This is a genomic window from Salinicola lusitanus (genome assembly GCF_038648475.1).
Classification (GTDB): domain Bacteria; phylum Pseudomonadota; class Gammaproteobacteria; order Pseudomonadales; family Halomonadaceae; genus Salinicola; species Salinicola lusitanus.
This window is the reverse complement of the sequence record NZ_CP151919.1, coordinates 1,634,352-1,646,895: the sequence shown is the minus strand read 5'-3', so window position 1 is coordinate 1,646,895 and position 12,544 is coordinate 1,634,352. Positions and strand designations below refer to the sequence as shown.

The window sequence follows — 12,544 nt, the reverse complement described above, 5'->3', positions numbered from 1 at the left end:
CTCGGACGAGGCCTTTCCGTTGCAGCGACGATAAGCGCTTACGGCTTCATATCCTCGAAGAAGCGCTTCACGCCATCGAACCAGCCCTCTTTCTTGGGCGAATGGCGACTGGCACTGCCCAGGCTGTCCTGGAACTTGCGCAGCAGCTCTTTCTGCTCTTCGTTGAGATTGACCGGGGTTTCGGTCACCACCTTGCACAGCAGATCGCCGGCGGGGCCGCCGCGCACGGGCTTGACGCCCTTGCCACGCAGCCGGAACAGCTTGCCGGTCTGGGTCTCGGGCGGGATCTTGAGCTTGACCCGGCCCTCCAGCGTCGGCACCTCGAGTTCGCCACCCAGCGCCGCATCGACGAAGTTGATCGGCACTTCGCAGTGCAGATGTCGGCCGTCGCGCTCGAAGATCGGGTGCGGCTTGATCTCGACCTGGACGTAGAGATCCCCCGCGGGGCCACCGTTGAGCCCGGATTCGCCTTCGGCATTGAGCCGAATGCGGTCGCCGGTATCGACACCCGCCGGAATCTTCACCGATAGCGTACGGGTCTCGCGGACGCGACCCTCGCCATGACACTTGCGACAAGGCACCTTGATGCTCTGGCCGCTGCCGTGACAGGTCGGACAGGTCTGCTGGACGGCAAAGAAACCCTGCTGCATCCGCACCTGGCCCTGGCCGTGGCAGGTCGGGCAGGTCTCCTTGCTCGACCCCGGTTCGGCGCCGCTGCCGTCGCAGTGCCCGCACTCGACGTGACGCGGCACGCGGATGTCGACGGTGGTGCCGAATACCGCGTTCTCGAGGTCGAGCTCGAGGTTGTAACGCAGGTCGCTGCCACGCTGCGGGGCATTGGGATTGCGGCGACCGCCGCCGCCCCCGAAGATGTCGCCGAAGACATCGCCGAAGATATCGCTGAAGCCGCCGGCTCCGGCACCGCCGAAACCGCCGCCGCCGAATCCACCGGCCTGGCCGTCGACGCCGGCATGACCGAACTGGTCGTAGGCCGCGCGCTTCTGATCGTCGGAGAGCACTTCATAGGCATCGGAGACCTCTCGGAATTTCTCCGCTGCCTGCTGATCTTCCGGATTGCGATCCGGATGGTATTTCTGCGCCAGCCGACGATAGGCTTTCTTGATGTCCTTGCCGTCGGCGCCCTTGTCGACGCCCAATACTTCGTAGTAGTCACGTTGGGACATTACTGAGTCCGCCTCCGTGTCGGTGCCGTGCAAACAGCAACGCGGGAGTCGTCTTGGCTCCCGCGCTACTGCCGATCACACGGCGTCAGACGTCGTGGTTATTGCTTTTTCTGATCGTCGTTGACTTCTTCGAACTCGGCGTCAACCACGTCATCCTCTTTCTTGCCGCTGGCCTGGGTGTCGTCGCTCGGCTGCTCGGCCTGTGCACCGGCACCTTCACCCTGCTCGGCATACATCTTCTGCGCCAGGTTGCCGGACGCTTCGGTCAGGGCATCGAGCTTGGCCTGGATGGCGTCCTTGTCGTCGCCCTTGAGCGCTTCCTCGAGTTCGCCGATGGCGGTCTCGATCTTGCTCTTCTCGTCGGCGTCGACCTTGTCGCCAGCCTCTTCCAGCGTCTTGCGCGAGGCATGGATCATGCCGTCGGCCTGGTTGCGCAGGGCCACCAGTTCCTCGAACTTCTTGTCCTCGGCTTCGTGGGCCTCGGCATCCTTGACCATCTGGTCGATCTCCTCGTCGGAGAGACCGCTGGAGGACTTGATCACGATCGACTGTTCCTTGCCGGTCGCCTTGTCCTTGGCCGTGATGTTGAGGATACCGTTGGCGTCGAGATCGAAGGCAACCTCGATCTGCGGCACGCCGCGCGGCGCCGGCGGAATGTCGGCCAGGTCGAAACGGCCCAGCGACTTGTTCTGACCCGCCTGCTTGCGCTCACCCTGCAGCGCGTGGATGGTCACCGCCGTCTGGTTGTCTTCCGCAGTGGAGAAGGTCTGGGTCTTCTTGGTCGGGATCGTGGTGTTCTTCTCGATCAGCGGGGTCATCACGCCACCCAGCGTCTCGATGCCCAGCGTCAGCGGCGTGACGTCGAGCAGCAGCACGTCCTTGACGTCACCGCCGAGCACGCCACCCTGGATCGCGGCGCCCATGGCCACGGCTTCGTCCGGGTTGACGTCCTTGCGCGCTTCCTTGCCGAAGAACTCGGCGACCTTCTGCTGCACCATCGGCATGCGGGTCTGGCCACCGACCAGGATCACGTCGTGAATCTCGCTGTTGGAGAGGCCGGCGTCTTCCATGGCGGTCTTGCACGGACCCAGCGAACGCTGGACCAGATCCTCGACCAGTGATTCCAGCTTGGCGCGAGTGACCTTGATCGCCAGGTGCTTGGGACCGGTGTTGTCCGCCGTGATGTAGGGCAGGTTGACTTCGGTCTGCTGGGCGGAAGAGAGCTCGATCTTGGCCTTCTCGGCGGCTTCCTTCAGACGCTGCATGGCGAGGCTGTCGCCGGACAGGTCGATGCCGGAATCGCTCTTGAACTGCTGGACGAGATAGTCGATCAGCTTGAGGTCGAAATCCTCGCCACCCAGGAAGGTGTCACCGTTGGTCGCCAGCACCTCGAACTGCTTCTCGCCATCGACGTCGGCCACTTCGATGATCGAGATGTCGAAGGTACCGCCACCCAGGTCGTAGACCGCGATGGTGCGGTCACCGGTGGAGCGGTCCATGCCGTAGGCCAGCGCGGCTGCGGTCGGCTCGTTGATGATGCGCTTGACTTCGAGACCGGCGATACGGCCGGCGTCCTTGGTCGCCTGGCGCTGAGAGTCGTTGAAGTAGGCCGGCACGGTGATGACCGCTTCGGTCACTTCTTCACCGAGATAGTCCTCGGCGGTCTTCTTCATCTTTTTCAGCACTTCGGCGCTGACCTGGGGCGGTGCCAACTTGTTGTCGTTGACCTTGACCCAGGCGTCGCCGTTGTCGGCTTCGACGATCTCGTAAGGCACCATCTTGATGTCTTTCTGGACGACATCGTCCTTGAACTTGCGGCCGACCAGACGCTTGATGGCGTAGAGCGTGTTGGTCGGGTTGGTGACCGCCTGACGCTTGGCCGCCTGACCGACCAGCGTTTCGCCGTCATCGGTATACGCGATGATGGAAGGCGTCGTGCGGCCACCTTCGGCATTTTCGATCACACGAGTCTTGTCACCATCGAGTACGGCGACACAGGAGTTGGTCGTACCCAGGTCGATGCCAATGATGCGTCCCATAATTCCTCACCTCTAACTATTCGTTGACGACTCAATTCGTTTGGATGACGGCGCTTGCTGCGCGATTGCTTGCTATGTGGGGGCTGGCCGGCGCCTTTCAAGTCCCCGCCGACACTCAGTTGCAGTATCGGCCCGGCCGCGGCACCCGACCCTCTACCCCGCCGCCTTGCTGACCACGACCATCGCCGGCCGAATCAACCGGCCGTTGAGGGTATAGCCCTTCTGCATGACGTCCATCACGGTATTGGGTTCCAGTTCCGGATTGGGAACCATGGTCATGGCTTCGTGGAACTGCGGATCGAACGGCTCGCCCTGGGGATCGAGCTGCTCGACACCGAACTTGCCCAGCACGTCGAGCTGCATCCGGAGCGTCATCGAGACGCCCTCGCGGTGGGTCTCGTCGACCTCCTGCATGCTCTCCAGCCCCTTCTCCAGGCTGTCGACCACCGGCAATAGTTCCTTGACGAACTTCTCGAGCGCGAACTTCTTCGCCTTGTCGGCATCCTGCTCGGCACGACGACGCGCGTTCTGTGCCTCGGCAGCGGCGCGCATCGACTGATCCTTGGCATCTGCCAGCGCCTGCTCGAGCTCCTCGACTCGGGCGGCCAGAACCTCGGCCTCGGGATTGGCCTCCCCCTCGAAGTCATCCGCCTCGTGTTCGAGCGACTCCGCGAACTGCTCCAGATCGCCGTCCAACGTCTCGTTGGTGGACTGGTGCTGGGGCTCGCCGTCGCGTTCGGCGCGCTCGAGTTCTTCGTCTACGGGGTTCTGCGGATCTCTAGCCATGAATCTCTCCTGGCAAGGTGTTGTGACAGCGATTCGACAAGCGTCGGAAGTTGTCTGCCTATATGGGGCTATCGATTCAGATCTCAAGCGTTTCGTCACCACACCATCACGACAGCCGTTGAAGGCCATTTTCGACTACTGTATAAACAACCAGAAACCCGAATCACCGATCGTCCACCGCCCGCTGACCGTATCGCCGCCATTGCCCCGCAGGAGGCCGCATGCTGATCCAACTCGCCATTCGTGACTTCGCTATCGTCGACACGCTGGACCTGGAGTTTCAGGCCGGCATGACCGCCATCACTGGCGAGACCGGGGCCGGCAAGTCGATCCTGCTCGGTGCGCTGGGCCTCTGCCTGGGAGAGCGGGCCGACGCCGGCGGCGTGCGCCACGGCGCCGACCGCGCCGATCTGAGCGCGCGCTTCGACATCGCAGAGCGGGAAGATGCCCGGGCGTGGCTGGCCGCCCGCGAACTGGCGACGGACGACTGCCTGCTTCGCCGCGTCGTCACCGCCAACGGACGCTCCAAGGCGTGGATCAACGGCCAGCCCTGCACCATCGCCGACCTGCGAGAACTGGGCGAGTGCCTGATCGACGTGCACAGCCAGCATGCGCATCAGGCGCTGCTCAACGAGGATACCCACCGCCGCCTGCTCGACGACGCCGCCGGCCATCACAAGGCGGTCGCCGAGCTTGGCGACCTCCATCGCCAATGGCACGCGCTGCGCCGGCAGTATCGTCAACGCAGCGAGAACGACGAGGAGCGCCAGGCCAAGCGCCAGCTGCTGCGCTATCAGGTCGAGGAGCTGGATCAGCTCGATCTCCAGGCGGACGAACTCGCCGACCTGGAGCAGGAGCAGGAGACCCTGGCCCACCTCGAGGAGAGCCTGCGCGAGGCGCAGTTCGCGGCGGACAGCTGCGACCATGACGAACACGGCGCATCGACGCTGCTGTCGCAGGCAACCCAGCGGCTGTCCCGGGTGCCGGGCAGCGACCGCGGCGCACTGTCGGAGGCACTGGGCATGCTCAACGACGCCCAGATCCAGATCGAGGAAGCGGCCCGGGAACTGCACCATTTCGTCGAGTCGACGGAGCTCGATCCGCAACGGCTGGCCTGGGTCGAGGAGCGACTCGGCGAGATTCACCGGATCGCGCGCAAGCATCACGTCATGCCGGAGGAGCTGAGTGGGCTGCATCGCCGGCTGCGGGAAGAGCTGGAGGCGCTCGACGGCGGTGACAACGACCTCGAGACCCTGCGAACCAGGCTCGACGAGCTACGCCAGCAGTACCGCGACAGCGCCAGGGAGATCAGCGAAACGCGACAGCGCGCCGCCAAGGTTTTCGCCCGGCAGGTCCAGGAGCAGCTGGCGTTTCTGGGAATGGACAAGGCGCGCTTCGCCGTCGATGTCTCGCCGCTGGAGACCCCTCAACCCCACGGCCTGGATAGGGTCAGCCTGCAGATCAGCGCCAACCCGGGCCAACCGACCCGGCCGCTGGCCAAGGTCGCCTCGGGCGGCGAACTCTCTCGCGTCAGCCTGGCGATTCAGGTCGTTGCCGCCAGTCACAGCACCCTGGCGACGCTGGTCTTCGACGAGGTCGACGTCGGCATCTCCGGCGCTACCGCCGAGATCGTCGGGCAACTGCTGCGCCGGCTGGGCAGCGATGCCCAGGTCATGACCGTGACCCACCTGCCGCAGGTGGCGGCGCAGGCGCATCAGCATCTGCATATCGAGAAGCACTCCAGCGACGATGCGACCCGCACGCTGATGTCTCAACTGGACGAAGCCGGGCGAGTCCGCGAACTGGCGCGGATGCTGGGAGGCGTCAAGCTCTCCAACCGCACGCTGGCTCATGCGCGCGAGATGCTGGCGGCCAGTCAGCGTTCAGCGCACTGATTGAAAGCCCTTTGAACGCGAAACGCCGACCCGAGGGTCGGCGTTTCGATAGTCTGTCGCGCGCTAGCGGGCGCTGCGCGGGTTACTTCTTGACGGCATCCTGGCGCGTGGCCTTTGAGCCACGGGGGCGCACGTAGAGCACCAGCGCGTGCTCGACCAGCTCGTAGCCGTGTTCTTCGACGATCTCTCGCTGCCGACGCTCGATCTCCTCGTCATAGAACTCGACGATCTCGCCGGATTCGAGGTCCACCATGTGGTCATGGTGCTCTTCCTGGGACATCTCGAAGACCGCGTGCCCGCCGTCGAAGTTGTGCCGGACGACCAGCCCCGCCGCCTCGAACTGGGTCAAGACGCGATAGACCGTGGCCAACCCGACATCCTCTCCAGACTCCAGCAGCGCCTTGTAGACGTCCTCGGCACTCATGTGGAGCTCTTCTTCCATACGAGTCGCTTCGAGGATCTGCAGAATCTTGACGCGTGGCAGAGTGACCTTCAGCCCCGCCTTACGCAATTCTTGGTTTTCGTCGGCCATGGTCGCTCTTCGCAGTAGCGTCTCGTGTCGGGTATGATCAATCCACGCAACGATAGTGAAAGACGGACTCAAATGCAAAATCTGATCAGAACGGTCGTACTCCTTATTGCAGTCTCGCTCATCGCCGGCTGCAGCTACTTTGGCGTCTATAAAAGGGACATCCCGCAAGGCAATCTCATCACCCAGGACATGGTGTCCCAGCTTCACCCCGGCATGAGCCGTTCGCAGGTGGCCTACATCATGGGCACGCCGCTGATGGAAGCGCCCTTCTCGTCGGACCAGTGGGATTACGTCTTCTATCTCGACAAAGCTTACGGCGGTACGGTGGAAAAACGCCTGACCCTGACTTTCCAGAACGACCAGCTGGTCGACATCGCCAAATCCGGCGACATGGACTCGGACGTCGAGCTGAATCAGGACGACGGGCCCGGACCGGCGGTGGAAGGCTCCGGCGAGGGCTCGGCGGTTCCGCAGATCGGTCCCAGCGGCATCTAGATCCCGCCTGACTCACAGCTGAACGGGCAGTTCAACGCGAGGCGTTGGCCGCCCGTTCACGCCGCGCCTGCTTGGGGTCGAGCTCCAGCGGCCGATAGACTTCGAGGCGATCGCCGGCCTCCGGCTGGTACGTCTCAGGAGCCGCCAGACGCTCGCCGAAGATTCCCAGCGGCGCCTGCGTGAAATCGAGCTCCGCCCAACTCGGGTGTCGGCTCGGCAGGTCCGCCAGCATCACTGCCTGCCGGGCGTTGATGCCGGGCTCGAGTGTCAAGCGCACGATCGTCTGCCATTCGGGCGTGGCGAAGGCGATTTCGATATGGCCCACCGGCATACCCGCTAGCGTCCGTAGACCTGATCGGCGCGCCGGGTGAAGGCGTCGACCAGTTGGCCTGCCACCTGTTGGAACAGGCGACCGAATGCCATGCCCAGCAGGCGATTGCTGAATTCGAAGTTCATCTCGAGTTCGATCTTGCAGGCGTCTTCTCCCATGGCTCGAAAATGCCACTGTCCACTCAGCCGCTTGAACGGGCCATCGACGAGGGACAGGTCGATCCGCTGGGGCCGCTCGAGGTCGTTGCGTGTCGTCACGCTCTGCTCCACGCCGCCCTTGGCCAATGTCATTCGACCAATCAGATAGCCGTCTCCCTGTTCGACGATGCTGGCCCGCCGACATCCGGGCAGAAAGTCGGGATAACGCTCGAAATCATTGACCAGTTCAAACATCTGTTCCGGTGTATGCCGAACGAATGCGGACCGATTCACGCTGGGCATAGGGGTCTCCACTGATTTATCGCCCCGACATGCGTATCATGGGGCACTGTTTTCAATGGCTTGAATGGTATCACGGCTGCCCTCATAACTAGACTTCACACGATGCTTTGCGCATGAACCCCCACGGCGCATGATGTGATGAACATAGCGCACGGCGCGCCGGACCGCAGGTCATCGAATGCATTGGCAGTGGGGCATACCGGATAACGCCGCAAAGAGGTGTCATGGGTAAGAAAAAAGGCAACGCGCCTAGCAGCAACACGATCGCCCAGAACAAGAAGGCTCGGTTCGAATATCACATCGACGAGACCTTCGAGGCAGGCCTGTCACTGGCCGGCTGGGAGGTGAAGAGCCTTCGCGCAGGCAAGGCCCAGTTGACCGACACCTACATCCTGGTCAAGAACGGCGAAGCGTGGCTGCTGGGCAGCCACATCATGCCGCTCAATACCGCCAGCACTCACGTGCTTGCGGACCCGACCCGGACGCGCAAGCTGCTCTTGCATCGCAAGGAGATCGCCAGAATCTTCTCCAGAACGCAGGAGAAGGGGCACACCTGTGTGCCGCTCAAGCTCTACTGGAAGCAGAATCTGGTCAAGTGCGAGCTGGCCCTGGTGCGCGGCAAGCAATTGCACGACAAGCGCGCCACCGAGAAAGAGCGCGACTGGAACCGCGAGAAGGCCCGGGTCATGAGGGATCATGCCTGAGACGACGCTGAATAGTCGAGACGGCACTTGATATGGCGTGGGCTCGTCGCCATCTGTTAGACTGTACGAGTTGTAAGGGGGCGACATGGCTTCGACGCCGGTGACAATCCCTGAGGTGCATGCCGAGAGTGTAACGTATCTCGTAAATCCAACGTTGCAATTGAATAGTCGCAAACGACGAAAACTACGCTCAAGGCGCACTGGCAGCGTAAAAACTGCTAGCTGTTAGTCTGGCCCCAAAGCGATGTGCCCATTCATCGCGGCGGGGATACGAGCTAAAGCTGATGGGACCGCGGATGTCAGCGCTCTCCTGACATTCGTTAAACCTTAGAGAGATCGCAAGGTGCCATCCTGCCCGTCGGAGTGCACTGCGTTAAATCAAAAGACGGAACTAAGCATGTAGAGCTGATGGGCGAGTGCCGGCGGACGGGGGTTCAATTCCCCCCGCCTCCACCAAACAAGGGTTTCAGGGCATATCAAGAAGTGTCATGAGACCAGCAAACAAGGGCCTTCGGGCCCTTTTTTGTTGCCATAACGTCCCACGGGATTCCTAGACATATTGGCATCTCAGGGGGCATATTTGGGGGCATATCACCACTGCGCCCACGAGATGCCCCCAAATGTCCCGCCCCACCAATAAGCTGAGCGCCACCGCCGTTCGTAACACCAAGCCGGGAGAGAAGATCCAGCGGCTGGCGGACGGAGGCGGGCTCTATCTGGAGATCTCTCCCGCAGGTGGCCGCTACTGGCGGATGAAGTACCGGATGCACGGCAAGGAGAAGCGCCTGGCAATCGGCGTCTATCCCGATGTCGGGCTATCGGATGCGAGAAGCGCACGAGACGAAGCGCGCCGGCTGCTGACGCAGGGGATCGACCCGAGTACCGCCAAGCGTCTGACCCGGCAATATGGCGCAGAGAACGCCGCCAGCACCTTTCAGGCCGTGGGCGTGGAGTGGCTGGAGCAGGTACACCAGCACGAGGTGGTGCCAGAGCACTACCAGCGCAACAAGCGCCGACTGGAGCGCGACGCCTTCCCCATACTTGGCCGCCGGCCGATCGCGGAGATAAACGCCCCGGAGCTGCTGGACTGCCTCAAGCGGATTCAGGATCGCGGGCATCTGGAGACCGCCCACCGCGTCAAGACACTGTGCGGCCAAGTATTCCGCTACGCCATCTCGAAGGGGCGCGCCGAGAGAGACCCGACGCCAGACCTCAAGGGTGCGTTACGCAGTGCAAGAGGCGGCCACCACGCCGCGCTGACCGATCCCGAGCAGATAGGCCCGTTGCTGCGAGCGATCGACGGCTATGGCGGCACGCCGATTGTCATTGCTGCACTCAAGGTCTCGCCGCTGATCTTCGTTCGGCCGGGGGAGCTGCGCCAGGCACTTTGGGAGGACATCGACCTCGAGGCCGGCGAGTGGGCTTTCCAGCCCAGCAAGAACGCCCCGCCGCTGATCGTGCCGCTGCCGACCCAGGCGGTGGAAGTGCTCGCCAGCCTGGAAGGGCTCACCGGGCGTAGCCGGTACGTTTTCCCCGGCGCCCGTAGCAACACCCGCCCGATGAGCAATGCCGCCATCAAGGCCGCACTGGACACGATGGGATTCAAGGGCCAGATGACCGCCCACGGATTCCGCGCGATGGCGCGCACGGTGCTGGCGGAACGCCTCAACTTCCCCAGCGAGTACATCGAGCAGCAACTGGCCCACTCGGTCCGCGATGCCAACGGCAGGGCCTACAACCGAACCCAGCACCTCGAGCAGCGCCGAAAGATGCTGCAGGCTTGGGCCGATTACCTGGATGTCCTGAAACAGGACACCCCCAACGTGGTCCCGCTTCGGAAAGCTGGCGGATGATATCCAGATGACAGGAGGAGCAATGGGAAACGACAACCTATCGATCAAAGGCTACCGCAAAGGCGGCCGGCCGATGAGGTGCCATGCTTGCGGCCGGAAAACAGAGCACGCCACCTCGGAAGTCATTGAAAAGCGTAGATATTGTGTGGACTGCTTGCGCTACACACTCTCGCGGCGACGCTAACGAGAGTCCATCAAATAGCCATAGCGTGCCAAGCGATTCCAAGAAGTTGTTTAAAAAGCGGTACTTTTTGGGTATTCTTTCTTCCATGCTGGTATTTCAGATGCCGAACGGTAGGGAAGTTCACCAATTGGCATCTGTGACAGCTAGACAGGCCGCCCAACCGAGGCGGTTTTTTTGTGCCCCTGATTGCCAACTTGGCATTTAAGGGGTACGTTCTAGCTACGGTGTGTAGCTGCGCCAAGACGCAGCCGCCGCCCCGGAAAGCCGCATTACCAGCATCCGAGAAACCGCCCCCGAGGCGGTTTTTTTGTGCCCAAAGGAAACCCGAACCCGCCTCGAGCGGGTTTTTTTATGCCTGGAGAAAGTGCAATGGCCATGATTCGGCTTCCCGAAGTGATGAAGGAAACAGGCCTGAGCCGCAGCAGTGTTTACCGGCTCATCAAGTCCGGCGAGTTCCCGCAGCCGGTCAACCTTGGACCACGAGCGGTCGCGTGGATCGATAACGAAGTGCGCGAGTGGATCGACAGTCGCATCCAAGATGCGCGCAACAGCGGGGAGACTGCCTAATGCTTGCGCTACCCTCACCGTCCCGATATGCTGAGACCGTTGCGGCAAAATCCGTAACCGATCTTGGCGGATCGAATTCAATCAGGCGCACCAGCGCCCCCCATGACGGCGCTTTTTTTGTGCCCGTCAGTTATGGCGGCTGTGCGCGAGATGCCTTCGGGCATGCCGGATTCCTGTTTGACCGGTCCGCCAACTTGCGTACAGTCGCCCCCATTCGATGCTTGGCGGCATCCGGGGACGACTCCAATTCAAACAGGAGTCACCCAATGGCCTTTCTGCGCCAATTCCCTACCCGCAATCCGTCCGACCGCGCCGCAGCCCATCGTGCTATGGCAAGAGCCGCCCTATTCAGCGACTCCAGCGCCGCCGTTCGGCTGAAGCGTTACAACCACCACATCGCCAAAGCTCGCCGCCTGACCGCCGTCGATAACGGACAGGAGGTGCCGGCATGAATACCGTGACCCTCACCCCTACCGCGATCAAGCATCGCGCGGATGCCGCTGCGCGCATTGGTTCAGCGCTGGCGGGCATTACCACCGTGCTGCTGGATGACGAGATTGAGCGCGGCGAGGGCCGTCCGCCTCGAATGACCAACTTCACCCGAGGGAATCTGTTTGAGGCGTTGATGGCGCTAAGCGATCAAGCCACCGACCTGGCGGATTCGATCGACTACCTGGCCCGCCACAAGCAGGAGGGCCAGTCATGAGCGACGACCTGACGATTGCCCAGCAGATGGCGGCCCGCTTCGTATTCGAGTCCAGCCGCCTACAGGTCGCGCTGACCGCGATCAGCGAGGTGGCCTCCTCCGAAGAAGACGCCGTTTCCGAGGGAACGCTACGCGGGCTGATGGAGGCTTCCAGCATCCTTGGCGACTACCTCGACCTGTTTGCCTCCGACCAACAGACCCACCTCGAGCGCATCGCCGAGGAACGTGCAGCAGCCAAGACGAAGAAAGGAGCCGCGTGATGACCGCTATCAGGCAAAGAATCGACGAGTACAGCCTAAAGCTCGAGCAGCTTTCGTTGGCATCCGAAGACCTGCTGCAAGCCGCGGCGCTATTCAAGGCTGTTGAGGCAATGATCGAGAAAGATCCGTTCGACCCGGCTGCAAAACGTGTCGCCCAGGCTGGGCGCCAGATTGCGGAACGCCGATCGGATTACTTCGAAGATGAGGCCAATGCGCTGGAGGCCGAGATCGAGCAGCTAGAGGCTCAAGAGGAGGAAAAATCATGCGAGTAGAAACGAAAAAACCCGGCCTCTCCCCAGGCCGGGCTCATTCGAATGCTCTATCTGATATTGATCCTACCACCCAGACGGGACGGGTGCTAGAGGCGCTGAGGCGTCATCCGATGAGCGCGGCGGAATTGCAGTGGGAACTACGCATCGCCCACGCGCCCGCAGCGGTCCGAGACTTGCGCAATCGTGGCTTCTCCATCGTCACTGAGTGGCATCCACAACCGGCAAAGCCCCAGGCCAAGATCAAGCGTTATCGACTGATCGAGACCGAGTAGCTGGCGCGGGGGTGTCGCGAAACG

16 protein-coding genes and 1 other RNA gene are annotated in these 12,544 nt (G+C 62.3%); 11 read left to right on the top strand and 6 right to left on the bottom strand.

What is annotated here, in order from left to right:
- Positions 1-38 precede the first annotated feature (38 nt).
- The 3 genes from dnaJ to grpE all read right to left on the bottom strand — a co-directional run bounded on the left by dnaJ (position 39) and on the right by grpE (position 4,009).
- Positions 39-1,184: a molecular chaperone DnaJ gene (dnaJ, locus tag AAGT95_RS07605; protein ID WP_110597741.1), complete on the bottom strand. Its 1,146-nt coding sequence runs from the start codon at positions 1,182-1,184 to the stop codon at positions 39-41.
- Between the two features lie 98 nt (positions 1,185-1,282).
- A complete protein-coding gene (gene dnaK / locus AAGT95_RS07600) occupies positions 1,283-3,223 on the bottom strand; it encodes a molecular chaperone DnaK (RefSeq protein WP_110597742.1) in 1,941 nt (646 codons plus the stop codon).
- Between the two features lie 153 nt (positions 3,224-3,376).
- Complete coding sequence (grpE, locus tag AAGT95_RS07595; protein ID WP_110597743.1) at positions 3,377-4,009, bottom strand: nucleotide exchange factor GrpE; 633 nt, start codon at positions 4,007-4,009, stop codon at positions 3,377-3,379.
- Positions 4,010-4,230: 221 nt separating this feature from the next.
- Between grpE and recN the strand changes: the two genes are divergently transcribed.
- A complete protein-coding gene (recN, locus tag AAGT95_RS07590) occupies positions 4,231-5,904 on the top strand; it encodes a DNA repair protein RecN (RefSeq protein ID WP_110597744.1) in 1,674 nt (557 codons plus the stop codon).
- 82 nt (positions 5,905-5,986) lie between these two features.
- Here recN and fur read toward each other — a convergent pair whose 3' ends face one another.
- Positions 5,987-6,436 carry a ferric iron uptake transcriptional regulator gene (fur, locus tag AAGT95_RS07585; RefSeq protein ID WP_110597745.1) on the bottom strand — a complete coding sequence of 150 codons (450 nt, stop codon included), beginning with the start codon at positions 6,434-6,436 and terminating at the stop codon, positions 5,987-5,989.
- A gap of 72 nt (positions 6,437-6,508) precedes the next feature.
- Here fur and AAGT95_RS07580 point away from each other — a divergent pair, with 72 nt between their 5' ends.
- The gene (locus AAGT95_RS07580; protein WP_110597746.1) at positions 6,509-6,931 is read left to right on the top strand and encodes an outer membrane protein assembly factor BamE domain-containing protein; all 423 of its coding nucleotides are present in this window, start codon (positions 6,509-6,511) and stop codon (positions 6,929-6,931) included.
- A gap of 31 nt (positions 6,932-6,962) precedes the next feature.
- Here AAGT95_RS07580 and AAGT95_RS07575 read toward each other — a convergent pair whose 3' ends face one another.
- Positions 6,963-7,262 carry an RnfH family protein gene (locus tag AAGT95_RS07575; protein ID WP_342596082.1) on the bottom strand — a complete coding sequence of 100 codons (300 nt, stop codon included), beginning with the start codon at positions 7,260-7,262 and terminating at the stop codon, positions 6,963-6,965.
- A 5-nt stretch (positions 7,263-7,267) separates the two neighbouring features.
- Positions 7,268-7,702 carry a type II toxin-antitoxin system RatA family toxin gene (locus AAGT95_RS07570; protein ID WP_110597748.1) on the bottom strand — a complete coding sequence of 145 codons (435 nt, stop codon included), beginning with the start codon at positions 7,700-7,702 and terminating at the stop codon, positions 7,268-7,270.
- Between the two features lie 224 nt (positions 7,703-7,926).
- Here AAGT95_RS07570 and smpB point away from each other — a divergent pair, with 224 nt between their 5' ends.
- The 9 genes from smpB to AAGT95_RS07525 all read left to right on the top strand — a co-directional run bounded on the left by smpB (position 7,927) and on the right by AAGT95_RS07525 (position 12,520).
- Entirely contained in the window at positions 7,927-8,406 is a 480-nt protein-coding gene (gene smpB, locus AAGT95_RS07565; RefSeq protein ID WP_110597749.1) for an SsrA-binding protein SmpB, read from the top strand.
- A gap of 76 nt (positions 8,407-8,482) precedes the next feature.
- Positions 8,483-8,862, top strand: a transfer-messenger RNA (tmRNA) gene (gene ssrA / locus AAGT95_RS07560).
- Positions 8,863-9,026: 164 nt separating this feature from the next.
- Complete coding sequence (locus tag AAGT95_RS07555) at positions 9,027-10,259, top strand: tyrosine-type recombinase/integrase (RefSeq protein ID WP_342596081.1); 1,233 nt, start codon at positions 9,027-9,029, stop codon at positions 10,257-10,259.
- A 553-nt stretch (positions 10,260-10,812) separates the two neighbouring features.
- Entirely contained in the window at positions 10,813-11,010 is a 198-nt protein-coding gene (locus tag AAGT95_RS07550; RefSeq protein WP_342596080.1) for an AlpA family transcriptional regulator, read from the top strand.
- Positions 11,011-11,276: 266 nt separating this feature from the next.
- Complete coding sequence (locus AAGT95_RS07545) at positions 11,277-11,462, top strand: hypothetical protein (protein WP_342596079.1); 186 nt, start codon at positions 11,277-11,279, stop codon at positions 11,460-11,462.
- Entirely contained in the window at positions 11,459-11,716 is a 258-nt protein-coding gene (locus tag AAGT95_RS07540) for a hypothetical protein (RefSeq protein ID WP_342596078.1), read from the top strand. Before AAGT95_RS07545 ends, AAGT95_RS07540 begins: the two co-directional genes overlap by 4 nt.
- Positions 11,713-11,976, top strand: a complete 264-nt coding sequence (locus AAGT95_RS07535; RefSeq protein WP_342596077.1) for a hypothetical protein — start codon at positions 11,713-11,715, stop codon at positions 11,974-11,976. The genes AAGT95_RS07540 and AAGT95_RS07535 overlap by 4 nt, the downstream gene beginning before the upstream one ends.
- Positions 11,976-12,248, top strand: coding sequence for a hypothetical protein (locus AAGT95_RS07530; protein WP_342596076.1), 273 nt, complete (start codon positions 11,976-11,978; stop codon positions 12,246-12,248). The genes AAGT95_RS07535 and AAGT95_RS07530 overlap by 1 nt, the downstream gene beginning before the upstream one ends.
- A complete protein-coding gene (locus AAGT95_RS07525) occupies positions 12,239-12,520 on the top strand; it encodes a helix-turn-helix domain-containing protein (protein WP_342596075.1) in 282 nt (93 codons plus the stop codon). Before AAGT95_RS07530 ends, AAGT95_RS07525 begins: the two co-directional genes overlap by 10 nt.
- Positions 12,521-12,544 lie beyond the last annotated feature (24 nt).

What these genes read in the sequence shown, in the direction of transcription:
- AAGT95_RS07550 (WP_342596080.1), top strand. Translation starts at nt 10,813, where the DNA reads ATGGCCATGATTCGGCTTCCCGAAGTGATGAAGGAAACAGGCCTGAGC.
- grpE (WP_110597743.1), bottom strand. Translation starts at nt 4,009, where the DNA reads ATGGCTAGAGATCCGCAGAACCCCGTAGACGAAGAACTCGAGCGCGCC.
- AAGT95_RS07540 (WP_342596078.1), top strand. Translation starts at nt 11,459, where the DNA reads ATGAATACCGTGACCCTCACCCCTACCGCGATCAAGCATCGCGCGGAT.
- AAGT95_RS07525 (WP_342596075.1), top strand. Translation starts at nt 12,239, where the DNA reads ATGCGAGTAGAAACGAAAAAACCCGGCCTCTCCCCAGGCCGGGCTCAT.
- AAGT95_RS07530 (WP_342596076.1), top strand. Translation starts at nt 11,976, where the DNA reads ATGACCGCTATCAGGCAAAGAATCGACGAGTACAGCCTAAAGCTCGAG.
- fur (WP_110597745.1), bottom strand. Translation starts at nt 6,436, where the DNA reads ATGGCCGACGAAAACCAAGAATTGCGTAAGGCGGGGCTGAAGGTCACT.
- smpB (WP_110597749.1), top strand. Translation starts at nt 7,927, where the DNA reads ATGGGTAAGAAAAAAGGCAACGCGCCTAGCAGCAACACGATCGCCCAG.
- AAGT95_RS07570 (WP_110597748.1), bottom strand. Translation starts at nt 7,702, where the DNA reads ATGCCCAGCGTGAATCGGTCCGCATTCGTTCGGCATACACCGGAACAG.
- AAGT95_RS07555 (WP_342596081.1), top strand. Translation starts at nt 9,027, where the DNA reads ATGTCCCGCCCCACCAATAAGCTGAGCGCCACCGCCGTTCGTAACACC.
- AAGT95_RS07545 (WP_342596079.1), top strand. Translation starts at nt 11,277, where the DNA reads ATGGCCTTTCTGCGCCAATTCCCTACCCGCAATCCGTCCGACCGCGCC.
- dnaJ (WP_110597741.1), bottom strand. Translation starts at nt 1,184, where the DNA reads ATGTCCCAACGTGACTACTACGAAGTATTGGGCGTCGACAAGGGCGCC.
- dnaK (WP_110597742.1), bottom strand. Translation starts at nt 3,223, where the DNA reads ATGGGACGCATCATTGGCATCGACCTGGGTACGACCAACTCCTGTGTC.
- AAGT95_RS07575 (WP_342596082.1), bottom strand. Translation starts at nt 7,262, where the DNA reads ATGCCGGTGGGCCATATCGAAATCGCCTTCGCCACGCCCGAATGGCAG.
- AAGT95_RS07535 (WP_342596077.1), top strand. Translation starts at nt 11,713, where the DNA reads ATGAGCGACGACCTGACGATTGCCCAGCAGATGGCGGCCCGCTTCGTA.
- AAGT95_RS07580 (WP_110597746.1), top strand. Translation starts at nt 6,509, where the DNA reads ATGCAAAATCTGATCAGAACGGTCGTACTCCTTATTGCAGTCTCGCTC.
- recN (WP_110597744.1), top strand. Translation starts at nt 4,231, where the DNA reads ATGCTGATCCAACTCGCCATTCGTGACTTCGCTATCGTCGACACGCTG.